Here is a 15,175-nt window from a genome sequence, read left to right on the forward strand (position 1 = left end):
GGGTCGGGTATCACCCCGACCCGACTTCTCACCCGCTGAAAGCGTTGCGGCGCTTGGCCAGTCGCTTGTACAGCGTCTGCTGGATGGTCTCCCGGACCTGGTCGGTGATATCGAACATGGTCATCGCGTCGTCCGCGGCCTCGGGCTCGTAGGCCCCGGTCCCGATGGGCTCACCGAATTCGATGTACCACTTGGAGGGCAGCGGCATCATGCCCAGCAGACCCAGATGCGGAAACAGCGGCGTCACAGGAAAATACGGCAATCCGAGCAATCGCGCCAGTGGCTTGAGATCGGCGAGCTTCGGGTAGATCTCCTCCGAACCCACGATCGAGCACGGAATGATCGGCACGCCGGTCCGCACCGCGGCCGAGACGAATCCCCCACGCCCGAACCGCTGCAACTTGTACCGATCCCCGTACGCCTTACCGAGTCCCTTGTAGCCCTCGGGGAATACCCCGGCCAGCTCACCGCCGCGCAACAACCGCTCGGCATCGGCCGGGCAGGCCAGCGTGTGTCCGGCCTTGCGGGCCAGCCCGCCCAGGACCGGCGTCTCGAAGACCAGATCGGCGGCCAACAAGCGCACCACGCGCTGCGCGGGATGCCGATCGTGCACGGCCACCTGCAACATCAACCCGTCCAGCGGCAGGACGCCCGCGTGATTGGACACGATCAGCGCGCCACCGGATTCGGGCAGATTCTCGATTCCGTTGACCTCCACGCGGAACCACTGTTCGGCCAGCGGCCGCAGCGCGGGCAGCAGCACCGACTCCAGCAGATGTTCGTCGAGGCCGAACTCGTCGACCTGGTAGTCGCCGGTGAGGCGGCGGCGGGCGAAATCGGCGGTGCCGCGGATGCCGTCGGCGACCGTATCGCGCACCAGATCGCCCAGCGAGCGCGGCGGCGGCGGAGTGGTCTCGGCCAGACGTTCGGTCAGCGAGGTCACCGGTTTCGCGGCGCTCTCCCCCGGCCAGCGCCGCGGTACGGGCCGTTGCCTGGCCTCGAAATCGACGTCGTGCAGTTGGATGACCTTGGCCACATCGTTCATCGGTGTGCTCCCTCTCCGGCCCCGACAAGGCCGAGAAGTCTCGTTTCAGCGGCGTCTATCCAGCGCGGATCGATGACGGGGCGCAACGCTGCGCCCCCGACGAAGTCATCGAAGGCCTGCATCGTGGTCCAGCGCGGCTCGAATCCGAGTTCGGCGCGCATTCGGGTGGTGTCCAGACCGCACCCGAAATAGAAGTAGTCGATCTGCTCGGACGTGAACTCCTGCATCACCGGACCCATGAAGCTGCGGCCCACGGTGCGGAACAGCGCGAACGGAATGGGCATCGGGACCCGGCCCGCTCGGCGAATCGCCTGGGACAAGGTCAACGAACCGTCCCCGGCGACGTTGAACGTCCCGCCCGGCGCGGCCAGTGCGGCATGCGTCAGCGCGGCGATCGAATCCTGCTCGTGCAACACCTGCATGCGCGGATCGCGGCCGAGAACCGTCGGCGTCACCGGCGACCGGAAATACTGCACGCCGCGGTCGGCCAGCCGAGATCCGACGATCGGCGGAAAACGCAGAATTGCCGTCGCGATATCCGGGCGACGTCGCGCCAGCCCGCGCACATAACCTTCCATTTCGATCATGTCCCGCGCGAAAGAACCGCTCGGCGGGGTTCGGGCGCTCATTTCCTCGGTGAATTTCGCCGGATCCTTCGCACTGCATCCATAGACCGCGGAGGAAGATCGCACCACCACTCGGCGCACGGTCGGGGATTTCTGGCAGACGGCCAGCAGTTGCATCGCGCCGAGTACGTTGAAATCCTTCATCGCCGCGCGCCCGCCACTGGATGGCGGCCGGGACAGTACCGCGGGGTGTACCACCGTATCCACCTCGTTGCCGTCGACGACCTTGCGTATCAACGGATTACGAATATCGGCCCGGACGAATTCCGCGCGGCCCATGCGATGCAGCAGCTCCCGACCGGGCTGGCGCGCATCCACCGCGATGATCCGCTCGACAGTGGGGTCGGCGGCGAGGGCGGCAACCACGTTGCCGCCGAAGAATCGACTGGCACCGGTGACCAGCACCACTTTCGGCCGGTGTCCGTCGCGCTCGTTCTGGCTCACGCCGAAAATCCCAACTGAACCCCTTTGCCGGCTTGTCCCCGCGCGGTCCAGGGTAGCGGGTCGCGCGCGTACCTGGAGAGGCTATTTACCAGGTTCTAACGAGGACTTTCGTCACCGGAAACGAAAGAACCCGCCATCAGTTGATGACGGGCCTTCGACGGCTACGGCCTACTTGCCGAGTTTGCGACGCTGCACACGGGTGCGGCGAAGCAGCTTGCGATGCTTCTTCTTCGACATCCGCTTACGGCGCTTCTTGATCACAGAACCCATAGGGTTGTTCCTCGCGTTCTCTCTCTACTCGGCGCGCACGCCGGTTCACGTACGCTCTGTTCCCCGGGTCGCCCGGCCCGCATGGCTACCCGGTTTCCGCGCTCCCAATGTTCGCGCGGCCGCCGCGGCGCTGAGAAGCACCGACTGGCGAACACGACGGTGGTTCATCGTACCGGGCCACTGCCGCGCGAATGAAACGGGGATCGCCCCGGCCGCTCGGGCCGGGGCATCGGATCCCGTTGGGGATCAGCCCGCGTCGAAGTACGAAGTCTGCAGATAATCGTGCACGGCCTTCGCGTGCACTCGGAACGATCTGCCGACTCGCACCGCGGGCAACTCGCCCGAGTGCACCAACCGATACACCGTCATCTTCGATACCCGCATCAGATTCGCCACCTCGGCGACGGTGAGGAACTGCGTCCCTCCACCGACCACGGGTCCCGTACTCGCAGAGCTGTTTCCAGACATCATTGCGTCACCGACCTCCGGCACGTCCGCGCCGCCGGCTTCCCCACCGGCGGAACAGACACGCACGTGCTCCTTGAAGCTTAGCGGGACCAGTGGGATTGCTGCGACGGGTGTGAGAAATCGGATTTGCCGGGCAGATAACCGGCCGGTCAGGCAACGGACGCGTGTCGTTCAATTACCTGCGCGAATCAGGGGTCACCGGTCGTGTGCCGCCGAGCGGTCCCGCGCCGCGTTGAGCCCCTCGATGAACGCCGAGCGCAACCCGGCACGTTCCATCTCGCGCACCGCCGCGGCCGTGGTGCCTGCGGGCGAGGTGACCGCGGCGCGCAGTTCGGCCGCATCCTGACCGGACTCGTCCAGCAGCGCCGCCGAGCCCAGCATCGTCTGCACCACCAGTTGGGTGGCCACGTCACGGCTCAGGCCCATCCCGACACCGGCCTCCACCATGGCCTCGACCACCAGGAAGAAATATGCGGGACCCGAACCCGACACCGCGGTCACCGCGTCCATCTTGGATTCGGTTACGGTGACCACCTTGCCGACCGCGGCCATCAGCTCGGACACCTGCTCGAGCTGCGCCGCGTCGGCGTGGCGGCCTCCCGCGATCGCGCTCATGCCCTGGCCGACCAGCATCGGGGTATTCGGCATGACCCGGACCACCGGGAATCCGGCGGGCAGTTTGGCCTCCAGGCGCGCGGTGGTCATCCCGGCGACCACGGAGACCAGCACGCGGTCGCGCGCGTCGTCCTGATCGACCTTGCTCACCTCGGCGAGCACGCCGTCCACATCGCCCGGCTTCACGGCGACGACCAGCAGATCCGCACCCGTCGCGGCATCGGTGACGTCGTCGGTGACGCGGATGCCCAGGCGCTCGCTCAGGAGTTCCGCACGCGCCGCCATCGTCTCGACGACGACCAGATCCTTGGTCGCCCACCCGGATTCGAGCAGTCCGGCGAGTAACGCCTCGCCGATCCGTCCGCCACCGATCACCGCAATTCTCGTCATAGCGTCCAAGGCTATCGGTGCCGCACGCACCGGTTCCGGGCGCGCCGCCGATCAGCGCGGGATGAGCGCGAGCTGACGTGATTGCGCCACGACCGCACCGGTGGCGTCCAGGACGAGCTGATCCTCGTCGAACATCCGCTCGCCGATCTCGTGCGCGGTGGCGATGACACGCAGCCAGCCCGGGGCCGGGCGGCGGCGCAGATAGGTGGTCATCTGCACGGTCGGGGCCCACCCGAAGCGGCCCAGATTCATCGGCACCGGCGGGCTCATATCACCCGCCATCATCGCGAAATAGGCCGCGACGTCCGGATCCTGCTGATCGCCCTCCCGCGCGCGGATCCACAGCCGCAGCCGCGGCTCGCCCTGCTCCCGCGCAAGGAATCGGGCCCATTCGCGATCCAGGGCCACTGTGGCGCCCTCGGCGACGTGCACGAAACTGCCCATCGTCGAGTCCGGGGCGTAGATCTCGGCGTCTGCCGGGGGTTCGGCGGGCATATCGGTATGGCTGTCCGCGGTGTAGACCGGGGCTTCGTCATCGAGATGACCGAAGGTGAACGCGGTGTGCACCAGCGTTCGCCCGCCCTGCACCAGACCGGCGTCGAGCAGGCAGATCTGCCGGCCGGTCTTGCGGATGCGGACCTCGTACTCGACCTCGCCCGGCTCCGGCGCGCCGAGGAAGTCGGTGCTGGCGGCGATCGGGAACATCTCGGACAGATCGGGTGCGGACGCGCGCAACCGGAGCATGGCGGCCGCGGCGCTGGCCGCGACCATGGTGCCGCCATGCAGCTTGTCCCCGATTGTCCAGATCGGCTCGATCGTGCCGCTGTAACGGCCGATCTCCGGGTCCGGGCCGGGCAGCTCGGTCAGTGCGCACACCCGGCCGAAGGGGGCGTCGTCCGGATCCGCCGCAGTTCCGCTGTCCGTTCGTTCCGCATCGATGGCCAATTCCGTCACCGCCACTCCTTCCCGCCGTCTGGCTCGTACACCGTATAAGTGTTACCGCAGAGGCCGCGATTCCCGAACTCGATGTGACCAACGCACCATCTCGGACTCGGTGTGCGCTAATTCCCCCGGACTCCGCTGGGCTCCGGGGACGACGCCGGTTCGCGGCGGTCCAGATGGGTGCGCGCGAAATCCAGTGCGCGCCGCAGCATGTCCGCGCGAGCCGCGGTCGTGCGCGCGTTCTGGGTATTCGCCTCGATCACCACCTGACCGCGGAACCCGTTGCGCGCCAAGGATTCGCACACCTCGGCACACGGCTGCGTACCCTCGCCCGGAATCAGGTGCTCGTCGTGCGCGGCACCGCGCCCGTCGGCCAGATGCAGATGGGTCAGCCCCTCGCCCATCCGCGCGGCCAGCTGCGTCGCATCCATGCCCGCGGTCGAGGTATGCGACAGATCGAGGGTGTAGTGCCGGAAACCGGTATCGGTCGGATCGTAGGACGGACTGAACGCCGTCACCGACAATCCGGGCCCGCCCCGGCGCTCGAGCCGCCGCGCCGATCCCTCGTGCCGCCCGAACAGGGTGTCCGCGCGCATCGGGAACATGTTCTCCACCGCCACGGCCACCGGACTGCTCTGCTCCAGCTCGGCGACCTGCACGGCGAATCCGTCCGCGTAGCGCCGCTGCCAGCGGAACGGCGGATGCACCACGACGGTCGCCGCGCCCAGCGCCTCCGCGGTACGCACGCTGCGCTCGAGTTTGGCGGCCGGGTCCGCACCCCAGACCCGTTGGGAGATCAGCAGACACGGCGCGTGCACGGCCAGCACCGGCATCGCATAACGTCGCGAATACGTCTGCACGGAGGCGATGCTCTGACTGGCCGGTTCGGCCCAGACCATCAATTCCACACCGTCGTAACCGATTTCGGCGGCATAGCGAAACGCCGCCTCGGTGTTCTCCGGATATACCGACGCGGTCGACAATCCGACCTTGATCTCCGAGCCGATCTTCCCCACGCGCTCGCTCCCGGATCAGTTCGTACTGAGCAGGAAGGCCAGTGGCCCGAGCGTCACGAAGATGCCCACCACGACCGCGATCACCGTGCTGTACATGTCGTCGGTGCGACGCAGCACCCGCACCAGGGCCACCAGTCCCAGGATCACCACCACCGCCAGCGCCAGTGCGACGAACGGCAGCAGATCCCACATCTTCTCGAAGCCCTTGAACAGCAGCATTCCGGCCACCGCCGCACCGACGACCTGACCGGCCAGCACCAGCCACTGCCGGCGACCGGACTCCTGGCCGCCGCCGAAACTCATCCACTGCGGCCGATCGCCCTGCAGCAGCGCCTTGGAGCGCGCGCTCAGCGAGGAGTCGCGCGAGGAACGTCCCGGCGCGCGACGGGTCCGGCGGGCCGGACGCTCGTCGAAATCGTCGTCCTCCTCGTCCTCGTCCTCGTCGAAGTCGAGCAGATCGTCCTCGTCGTCCTCGTCCTCGTCGTATTCGAGGTCGAGATCCTCCTCGGCGGGATCGAAGTCGGGACCGATCGCGGGATAGATCTCGGTGCGGCCGTGCACATCCACGGCCAGCAGATCGGTCACCGGCCGGACATCGCGCGGCACCAGCGGATCCGAGGGCAGCGGGCGCCCGCCGCGGCGGGGATCGAGATCCTCACGCGGATCACCGGCGGGTCCGGGGCCCGGCTTGCCCTGGTTGGCCAGGGACCACATCGCGGTCGGCGGGACCTCCTGGCCGTTGCGGGGCGGTTCGCCGTTGCGGTCCGGCGGCGGGAAGTCCGCCGGCGCACGCCGACGCGCCGACCAGGCCGGTAGGCCGCCGGGCGGGGGCGGGGGCGGGCCGTCGGCGCCGTTGCGCCGGGGCATCCGCGGGGGCAGGCCGGGTTCGCCGCGATCGCGCCCTTCGGGACCACGGCCCGGCTGCCCCATCGGCTCGGGACCGCGTGGCGGTCCCCACCCGGACGGACCGGCCGGATCCGGACCCGGGCCGAACGAATTGCCACCCGGGGCAGGGGCATTCGGGCCAGGGGCGAAAGCGTTGGCACCGCCCGGTCCGCGCGAGTCCGCACCGGGACCGAAGGAATTGCCGCCGGGCCGACGCGAGTCCGGCCCGGGGCCGAAGGAATTCGGACCCGGCGCACGGGGATCGGGCCCCGGCGCGAAGCCGTTCATGCCGCGAGAATCCGGGCCCGGCGCATAACCGTCCACACCCTGCGGCCCGCGGAACGGCTGCACCTCGGTCATCTGGTCGTCGGGTTCGCGGCGCCGCCTGCGGCCACCCCCGCCCGCCGGGGGCACTTCCGGCATGGGCGCCGAACCGAACGGATCGGCCGACGAATCATCTTGCGCGGCAAGCGATTCGGCGAGCTCACGACGGGCCCGGCGACCACCCGGCGTCGGCTGGACGCCGTTGGAACCGGCGAACGGATCGGCGGGCCGCCCGTTGGGCTCCGGCGCGCGATACGACCGGTCCGCCCCCGGCGATCCGAAATCCGCTGCGCCGTAACCCGATCCGAGATCAGGCGAACCGGAATCGTACCCGCCGGAACCGAAGGAGTCCGCCCCGAAACCGGACGAGGAGTACCCGGGCGACTCGCTCGGCGAGGACGTATCCGGCGCGAGCGGGTTGTAGTAGGCGATCGGCCCGGACAGCGGTGAATAGTCCGACTCCGGCGACGCGGAGTAGGCGAGCGCGGGATCCGGGGACGGCGGTGCGTCGTACCCGGCGGGCTCCTCGGGCGCGGCATGGGAGGACCCGCCCTCCCGGACCACGGGCATATCTCCGGTGAACTCGTTGACCGAGACACCGCGGCCGCTACGCCGCCGCCGACCGCCACCGCCGGACGCGGGCGCGCCCTGACCGTTGCGGGCCAGCAGCTCGGCGACCGAGAGCTGAGTCGAATCTTCACTCATCGCAAAACCGTTTCCGTCGGGCCCGGCACACCCGAGGACCGGCCGTTACCGGTCGACGGATCGCTGTCCAGGTCGGTATCTAGTTTGCGCAGGATCAATCCCTCCCGCAGCGCCCATGGGCAAATCTCGAGAGTATCCAGCGATAACGCACGCATACTCGCCTCCGCGACCAGTGCGCCGGCCACCAGTTGCTGTGACCGATCGGAGCTGACGCCCTCCAACTCTGCCCGGTCCGAGGCGGTCATTCTGGAGATGAACGCAATCAGCTGCCGCAGACCGGAGATGGTGAGAATACGCCGTTCCCGGGGTCCTGCGGCAGAGGGGGCCGCGCCGGTGAGGCGGGCCAGCGAGCGGAACGTCTTCGAGGTGCCCACCGCCAGGTCCGGACGACCCGGCTCGAGCAGCTGTTTCGCCGGAGCCACCATCTCGGCCTCGAGCCAGTCGCGCAGCACCGCGACGCGGCGCTTGCCCGGCGGGTCCTCGCGCAACCACTCCCGGGTCAGGCGGCCCGCGCCCAGTTGCAGCGACAGCGCCGCGTCCGGAGCCTCGTCCGCGCCGTTGCTCAATTCGAGCGAGCCGCCGCCGATGTCGAGGTTCAGGATGCGTCCGGCACTCCAGCCGTACCAGCGGCGCACCGCCAGGAATGTCAGCCGGGCCTCGTCGACTCCGGACAGCACCCGTAACTCGACGCCGGTCTCCCGGCGCACGCGCAGGAGCACCTCTTCGGAGTTGGTGGCCTCGCGCACCGCCGAGGTGGCGAACGGCATCAGCTGGATGCACCCGGAAGTCTTTGCGATGCTGGCGAATTCGGCCACCGTCGCGATCAGCCGATCTGCCCCGTCGCCGGTGATGCGACCGTTGTCGTCCATGTTCTCCGACATGCGCAATGTTGCCTTGGTCGAACTCATCGGCATCGGGTGCCCACCCCGATGCGCGTCCACCACGAGCAGGTGGACGGTATTACTTCCCACATCGAGCACACCGAGCCGCACAACAACACGGTACTGGGTGGCGCTGTGACGTGTCGGAATACGGTTGGTACTCGATGTACGGCCGGTCCACGCGCTTCCCCGCGGGAGCAATACACTCGGATGCGTGACGGCAGGAGCTTCCGCGAGCGCCCCGACGGGGCTGCGACCAGCGACGAAGATCGATCCCAGTCCCGAGGTCGGGCTCGATTTCCCGCGCGAGTGGATCGAATTCAACGACCCGGCGAACGACGAGCACACCATTGCGGCCGACCTCACCTGGTTGCTGTCCCGATGGACGTGCGTCTTCGGCACCCCTGCCTGCCAGGGCATCATCGAGGGTCGCCCGGACGACGGTTGCTGTTCGCACGGCGCATTCCTGTGCGACGACGACGATCGCAAGAAGCTCGCCAAGGCTGTGAAAAAGCTCACACCTCAGGACTGGCAGCTGATGGGCGAGGCGACCGACGCCGAGGGCAAGGTGCGCAAGAAGCTCTATCTGGAACAGGACGAACTGGACGACGAACCCGCGCTGCGGACCCGCCGCTACGAGGGCGCGTGCATCTTCCTCAATCGTCCGGGTTTCGAGGGCGGCATCGGCTGCGCCCTGCATTCGATGGCCCTGCGCACGGGACTGGAACCGCTGACGGTCAAGCCGGAAGTGTGCTGGCAGTTGCCGATTCGCCGCACCCAGGACTGGGTGGACCGCCCGGACGGCGTGCAGATCCTGCGCACCACGCTCACCGAATACGACCGTCGCGGTTGGGGTCCGGGCGGCGAGGACCTGAACTGGTACTGCTCCGGCTCCCCCGACGCCCATGTCGGCTCGCGCCCGGTGTGGCAGTCCTACGCTCCGGAACTGATCGAGCTGATCGGCAAGCCCGCCTACGACGAGTTGGCCCGGCACTGCAAACGTCGCGAGGGCCTGGGCCTGATCGCGGTGCATCCGGCCACCCGCGCGGCGGAGGAGCACGAAGCGAACGAGCGCAGCGCCTGAAAGCCGAGTACATAAGCGTCAGCGATCTTCCGGCAATATCATCGAGTTGAACGGACGATCAGCTGTTCCCGGCCGACGCGGGCAGGCGGATCAGGCGCGGAGCGAACCCTGCGCGACACCGTCTCGCCATGCGGACGTCACCTTTCAATGTTAGAAACCACCGCCATGATGAGGAAACTGATCACCACCGCTCTGCTCACCGTCGCCGGCGCCGCGATCGTCGCCCCCGCGGCCCACGCCGACGACACCCGCGACTACAACGACGCCACCTCGAACTTCGTGCTCTACACCGATCCGGCCGCGATCAACGCCAAGGCCAACGGCAAGCAGGTCGTCGCCAGCATCTACGGGACCACCCACCCGATCTACTGCAAGGGCGCGTCCCCCAAGGGCCCCTTCACCGACTGCATGCAGCACGACGACTTCGGCTGGTTCCACCTGAGCCAGACCCAGCTCCCCCAGATCGGCACCGTCTGGGTTCACCTCACCTAGGCCGCTGCCGGATCCACGACACCCGACGCTCCCGGTTATCCGGGAACGCCGGGTGTCTGCGTATCGCTGCGGCTCGAATCAGCGTTACCGACAACACATTCCATCATCGAACGAGGTCACGGACCATGGAACCGCCGTCTTGTAGCGATTGTGGTTCCGGGGTTCGATATATGGACTATGAGCACGTTGAAAAAGGCTTCCAGCACACTATTGTTCGCCACTTCAGCGATTATCGGACTGGGTGCGCTCACCGGTTGTGACAATTCCGGTCACGGATCCACGCCGGGCAGCACGACCACCGTGGCGCCGACGGCGGCTTCCTCGACATCTCCCACGAGCGCCACGGCGACCAGTGCGCCTGTGCCCCCGGCCTCCTCGGCCCCGGCCGTCGCGCCGCCACCCCAGGCGACGCAGCCTGAAGCGCCGCAGCCCCAGGCGCCCCAGCCCGAGGCCACGCAACCCCAAGCGCCGCAGACTCATCCGCAGACCGCCGCGCCGAAACCCGCACCGACACTGTCGGATCCCGGCTTCACTCCGCGAGCCGGCTACTGAGGGCGCCACGCACGATGCGAACGAATATCTTCACCGCGGCCCGAGGCCGCCTCGGCGGTGTCGTATTGGCCGCCTGCGCAACGTTGCTCGCCGTCGCCGTGAGCGGTCCGGCCCGAGCCGACTCGCCTGCCGACAGCTCCGCGTCCCATCCGTCGGGCAGTGAACTGGTCGTCATGGGCGACTCGTACACCGCGAACGGCATTCGCCTGGACGGTGATTCGAGGGACTGCAACCACGGACCCACCGCGTGGCCGATTCAGCTGAGCCGGCTGCTGGGGATCGCGGGCACGGCGGACTTCGAGGACGTCTCGTGTTCCGGGGCGTCACTGCAGAGCCACACCGCCTACGACATCGTGTCCGAGGCACGCATCGCCGCGGCCGCGGGCGCGTTCGGTCCGCGGACCAAGACGGTGGCCCTGCAGTTCGGCTTGAACGACACCTGGGGGACCAGCAAGACGATGCTGTGGACCTCGATGGAGTCGTGCATATTCAACTTCCGCGACGGCTGCGGACCCGAGGCCGCGGCGCAGGGCCGAATCGCCGACTTCCGAGCCATGACCGGGCAGGCGTACGCCGACCGGATCCGCGAGGTCGTCGACTACGTCCGCTATTACGCGCCGAACGCGCGCATCATCCTGGTCGGATATCCCGAACTGTTCCCGGCGCATTCGACGACCGTCTGCACCAGCGTCCTCGGTGTCGGCAACATCGTCCAGGACCGCGGCGCGGGCCTCGTGGATTACCTCGATCAGTTGCAGCAAGCCCAGATCGACGCCGCGAAGCTGATGGATCTCGAGTTCTTCGACGTCCGCGCGATCACCGCCGGGCACGGCCTGTGCTCGACGCAACCGTGGCTGAACGGGTTCTTCGACCCGCGGGCCGACTTCATCGGCATCCCGTTCCACCCCAGCGCTCAGGGGGATTCGGTGACGGCACAGGCACTGTACCGCCGGATCGCACAATGACCCAGGTGCAGTCACCGCCGGTGGACACCCCTGCGGCGGATCAGCGACGGCATTCGGGGCGTCTGCCGTCGCTGACCGCGGCGCGGTGGTGGGCCGCCTGTGCGGTGTTCGCGGCGCATGCGCTGATTCTGTTGCCCGCCTACCCCTTTCAGAAGACCGAACTGTTCCGGCGGATCCATCAGGACTTCGTGCCGATGCAGTTCGGCGCGGCCGGCGTGACGTTCTTCTTCGTGCTGTCCGGGTTCATCATCTACTGGTCGGCCGGACGCGGCGGTTCGGCGCTGGGTTTCTACCGCCGCCGGGTGCTCAAGATCTATCCGACGCACCTGATCGCGGCGGCGGTGTTCATCCTCGCGGCGAGCGTGCCGCTGCATCGCGTGGTGGTGTGGCTGCCGAACCTGCTGCTGGTGCACAACTGGGTGCCGAAGTGGAGCACGGTCGGCGGGCTCAACGTGCCGTCCTGGTCGCTGTGTTCGGAAATGCTGTTCTACCTGAGCTTTCCACTGCTGTTGCCGCTCGTGCGGCGGATTCCCGCGGCGCGGCTGCTGTGGTGGATCGCGGGTCTGCTGGTATTCGTCCTCGCGCTGCACGCGGCGTACCTGATCGCCTTCGACGGCCCGACCGCGATCGGCAACGTCTTCGCACCCCGGCTGGTCGACGGTGACGTGTCACCGCACGCCGAACTGCACGCGGCCCGCATCTGGTTCGAGCAGCCGGATATTCCGGTGCTGCGCTCGTACTGGTTCAGCTACAACTTCCCGCTCTCGCGGCTGCCGGAGTTCTACGTCGGCGTGCTGACCGCCCGAATGGTGATCGAAAACCGTTGGCGCAACACGAGATTGACGCTCCCGGTGCTCGCGGTCGCGCTGTCCTACCTGGCCACTTGGGTGGTTCCGGTGGACTTCAAGATGTCGGCGACCGAAGTCGGTCCGATGGCCGCGCTGATCGCCACGATGGCCGTCCGCGATCAACGCGGACCGTCCGCTCGCACCCCGTCCAGGCCGATGGTGTGGCTCGGCGAGATCTCCTACGCCTTCTACCTGATCCAGTTCCCGATCATGGTGCTGGTGACCAGATTCCTGATCGGCGGCCACCGATTCGGCCTGTGGGGCTGGTTGGGCTGCGCGGGGCTGTGCCTGCTCGGTTCGATCGTCGCGGCAGCAGCGATCTACCAGCTGGCCGATCTGCCCCTGATGCGCCGTTTCGCGCGGCCGCGCGCCAGGACTTCGGCCGGGTCCACCTGACCTGGACCCGCTGCCGGATCGATAACACCCGAGGATCCCGGTGATCCGGGAGCCTCAGGTGTTCGAGGGTCACGTCCTCCGGTCAGGCCTCGAGCTTGTACCCCAGGCCGCGCACGGTGACCAGATGTTCCGGTTTGGCCGGATCCATCTCGATCTTCGAACGCAGTCGTTTGACGTGCACGTCGAGGGTTTTGGTGTCGCCGACGTAATCCGCGCCCCATACCCGGTCGATGAGCTGCCCGCGGGTGAGCACGCGACCGGAATTGCGGAGCAGATACTCCAGCAGATCGAATTCCTTCAACGGCAGGGTCACCGGCTTGCCGTTGACCTGCACGGTGTGCCGATCCACATCCATGCGCACCGGGCCCGCCTCGAGTACGGCGTTCTCGCTGGTGCCGTCCATCTCCTCACCCGCACCGCGCCGCAGCACGGCACGGATCCGGGCGATCAGCTCCCGGGACGAATAGGGCTTGGTCACGTAGTCGTCCGCGCCCAGTTCGAGGCCGACCACCTTATCGATCTCGCTGTCCCGCGCGGTCACCATGATCACCGGCACGCTGCTGCGGATGCGCAGCTGCTTGCAGACGTCGGTGCCGCTCATTCCGGGCAGCATCAGGTCCAGCAGGACGATATCCGCACCGGAACGGTCGAACTCGGCCAGCGCGGAAGGTCCGTCGCCGACGACGGTGACCTCGAACCCCTCCTTGCGCAGCAGAAAGGCGAGCGGATCGGCCAGCGACTCCTCGTCCTCGACGATCAGCACACTCGTCATCGGGTTGCCTCCACACCGTTTGGTCTGGCTCGCCCCGCGGGGCGTGAGCCGGTTTCCTTCTTACCCGCCGGAGTTCCGGGGGGTGTTCTCTTGTCCGCGGCGGGGGCCGCACCGGCCCCGCCGCGGGCACTGTGATCCTCGGTCTCGACCGCGGGAATGCGCAGCGTGAACGTCGAACCCGTGCCCAGTTTGCTCCACAGGGTGATCTCGCCGTTGTGGTTGGCGGCCACGTGCTTGACGATAGCCAAGCCGAGTCCGGTGCCGCCCGTGGCGCGCGAGCGGGCCTTGTCCGCGCGGAAGAACCGCTCGAACACCCGTTCCTGATCCTCCTTGGCGATGCCGATACCGCGATCGGTGACCGCGATGTTGACATGACCGTTGCGCACCGCGCGGCTCACGGACACGTGCGAGCCGCGCGGGGAGTAGTTGATGGCGTTCTCCACCAGATTCGACAATGCCGTGACCAGCAGCGTCTCATCGCCCAGAATTTCCATCCCGCTGTTGGAATCGGTGCTGACGGTGATTCCGGCGGCCTCGGCGGCGGTGCGGGAACGTTCGATCGCGGCGTTCACCACGACGTCCACCTCCACGGCCTCGAGCTGCGGCAGCTTCTCCGCGCCCTGCAGGCGCGACAGGGCGATCAGCTCGGTCACCATCTTGCCCATCCGCCCGGATTCGGCCAGCAGCCGATTGCCGAAGTGCCGCACCGAATCCGGATCGTCGGCCGATTCCAGCAACGCCTCGGCGAGCAGGCTCATCGCACCGACCGGCGTTTTGAGTTCGTGGCTGACATTGGCCACGAAATCGCGGCGGGTGGCCTCCATGCGGGCGGTTTCGGAATCGTCGTCGGCGAACAGCACGACGAAATTGGATTCCCCGCGCGAGAGCGGCCGGGCCATTCCGCGCACGGCGATGCGGCCGCGGCCGGGCACCGGATTCTTCAGCGTCAGATCGAATTCCATGTCCTCGCCGGTGGCGATGACTTTCTCGACCGCCGCCCAGGCGCGCTCGTCCAGCAGCCGATTGCGGACCACGCCCAATTCCTCGGCGCGCGGATTGACCAGCACCACGTCGCGGTATTCGTCCACGACCGCGATACCGCTCTCGGAGGTGAGCACGATCAGGTCGAGGACCTGGGACATGGTCAGGCCGCTCTCGGCCTCGCGCCGCTGTGCCTGGCGAGCATTCACATACGGAATCAGCAGCCCGCCAACGGCCAGCCCGACGATGGCCGCGAGAACTGCCAGCAGCACGGCCTGGGGAACGCTCACACGTGAATCGTACGATCGCAGGCCGACACGGCGAGTGCCGGACGGCGAAGTTTCATGCAGGTCGCAGGGCATTACGACGGTGTTAGCCAGTCGTTCACGCGGTGTTTGTCGGCGGGTCGACAATCACCGGCCCGGCCGGGCCGCGCACCCCTTCGACGATGCCTCGGCCACATTGCGTTGCGGC

The 15,175-nt window shown here is 67.8% G+C and carries 16 protein-coding genes; 4 read left to right on the top strand and 12 right to left on the bottom strand.

Going from position 1 to position 15,175, the window contains the following annotated elements; genetic code table 11:
- Nucleotides 1-28: 28 nt before the first annotated feature.
- The 9 genes from ON40_RS29700 to ON40_RS29735 form a co-directional block, all read right to left on the bottom strand.
- A complete protein-coding gene (locus ON40_RS29700) occupies nt 29-1,045 on the bottom strand; it encodes a lysophospholipid acyltransferase family protein (protein ID WP_040828185.1) in 1,017 nt (338 codons plus the stop codon).
- Nucleotides 1,042-2,115 carry an NAD-dependent epimerase/dehydratase family protein gene (locus tag ON40_RS29705; protein WP_051193725.1) on the bottom strand — a complete coding sequence of 358 codons (1,074 nt, stop codon included), beginning with the start codon at nt 2,113-2,115 and terminating at the stop codon, nt 1,042-1,044. Before ON40_RS29705 ends, ON40_RS29700 begins: the two co-directional genes overlap by 4 nt.
- Nucleotides 2,116-2,283: 168 nt before the next feature.
- Nucleotides 2,284-2,385: a 30S ribosomal protein bS22 gene (locus ON40_RS50215; protein WP_003402602.1), complete on the bottom strand. Its 102-nt coding sequence runs from the start codon at nt 2,383-2,385 to the stop codon at nt 2,284-2,286.
- A 246-nt stretch (nt 2,386-2,631) separates the two neighbouring features.
- Nucleotides 2,632-2,820, bottom strand: a complete 189-nt coding sequence (locus tag ON40_RS54870; RefSeq protein ID WP_040828187.1) for a helix-turn-helix domain-containing protein — start codon at nt 2,818-2,820, stop codon at nt 2,632-2,634.
- Nucleotides 2,821-3,048: 228 nt separating this feature from the next.
- On the bottom strand, nt 3,049-3,858 hold the full coding sequence (gene proC, locus ON40_RS29715; RefSeq protein WP_040828189.1) for a pyrroline-5-carboxylate reductase: 810 nt from the start codon (nt 3,856-3,858) through the stop codon (nt 3,049-3,051).
- Between the two features lie 51 nt (nt 3,859-3,909).
- The gene (locus ON40_RS29720; RefSeq protein ID WP_083896048.1) at nt 3,910-4,812 is read right to left on the bottom strand and encodes a thioesterase family protein; all 903 of its coding nucleotides are present in this window, start codon (nt 4,810-4,812) and stop codon (nt 3,910-3,912) included.
- A 107-nt stretch (nt 4,813-4,919) separates the two neighbouring features.
- Nucleotides 4,920-5,816: a sugar phosphate isomerase/epimerase family protein gene (locus ON40_RS29725; RefSeq protein ID WP_051193726.1), complete on the bottom strand. Its 897-nt coding sequence runs from the start codon at nt 5,814-5,816 to the stop codon at nt 4,920-4,922.
- 15 nt (nt 5,817-5,831) lie between these two features.
- Nucleotides 5,832-7,730: an Rv0497 family membrane protein gene (locus ON40_RS54875; protein ID WP_040828190.1), complete on the bottom strand. Its 1,899-nt coding sequence runs from the start codon at nt 7,728-7,730 to the stop codon at nt 5,832-5,834.
- Complete coding sequence (locus ON40_RS29735; RefSeq protein WP_051193727.1) at nt 7,727-8,722, bottom strand: Ppx/GppA family phosphatase; 996 nt, start codon at nt 8,720-8,722, stop codon at nt 7,727-7,729. Before ON40_RS29735 ends, ON40_RS54875 begins: the two co-directional genes overlap by 4 nt.
- Nucleotides 8,723-8,825: 103 nt before the next feature.
- Here ON40_RS29735 and ON40_RS29740 point away from each other — a divergent pair, with 103 nt between their 5' ends.
- Together ON40_RS29740 and ON40_RS29745 are read left to right on the top strand one after the other, a co-directional pair.
- On the top strand, nt 8,826-9,695 hold the full coding sequence (locus tag ON40_RS29740; RefSeq protein WP_245568048.1) for a DUF3109 family protein: 870 nt from the start codon (nt 8,826-8,828) through the stop codon (nt 9,693-9,695).
- A gap of 165 nt (nt 9,696-9,860) precedes the next feature.
- Complete coding sequence (locus ON40_RS29745) at nt 9,861-10,187, top strand: hypothetical protein (protein WP_051193728.1); 327 nt, start codon at nt 9,861-9,863, stop codon at nt 10,185-10,187.
- 269 nt (nt 10,188-10,456) lie between these two features.
- Here ON40_RS29745 and ON40_RS53345 read toward each other — a convergent pair whose 3' ends face one another.
- Nucleotides 10,457-10,642 (bottom strand): hypothetical protein, encoded by a 186-nt coding sequence (locus ON40_RS53345; protein WP_040828191.1) that lies wholly within the window; start codon nt 10,640-10,642, stop codon nt 10,457-10,459.
- Between the two features lie 111 nt (nt 10,643-10,753).
- Here ON40_RS53345 and ON40_RS29755 point away from each other — a divergent pair, with 111 nt between their 5' ends.
- Complete coding sequence (locus ON40_RS29755; protein ID WP_051193729.1) at nt 10,754-11,704, top strand: SGNH/GDSL hydrolase family protein; 951 nt, start codon at nt 10,754-10,756, stop codon at nt 11,702-11,704.
- Complete coding sequence (locus ON40_RS29760; RefSeq protein ID WP_040828193.1) at nt 11,701-12,948, top strand: acyltransferase family protein; 1,248 nt, start codon at nt 11,701-11,703, stop codon at nt 12,946-12,948. Before ON40_RS29755 ends, ON40_RS29760 begins: the two co-directional genes overlap by 4 nt.
- An 82-nt stretch (nt 12,949-13,030) precedes the next feature.
- On the opposite strand, the gene ON40_RS29765 is transcribed toward ON40_RS29760, so the two are convergent.
- Together ON40_RS29765 and ON40_RS29770 are read right to left on the bottom strand one after the other, a co-directional pair.
- Nucleotides 13,031-13,720, bottom strand: a complete 690-nt coding sequence (locus tag ON40_RS29765) for a winged helix-turn-helix domain-containing protein (RefSeq protein ID WP_040828194.1) — start codon at nt 13,718-13,720, stop codon at nt 13,031-13,033.
- Entirely contained in the window at nt 13,717-14,991 is a 1,275-nt protein-coding gene (locus tag ON40_RS29770) for a sensor histidine kinase (RefSeq protein WP_040828450.1), read from the bottom strand. Before ON40_RS29770 ends, ON40_RS29765 begins: the two co-directional genes overlap by 4 nt.
- Nucleotides 14,992-15,175 lie beyond the last annotated feature (184 nt).

Origin of the sequence: Nocardia jiangxiensis NBRC 101359 (assembly GCF_000308615.1) — a bacterium.
Taxonomy (GTDB): Bacteria; Actinomycetota; Actinomycetes; order Mycobacteriales; family Mycobacteriaceae; genus Nocardia; species Nocardia jiangxiensis.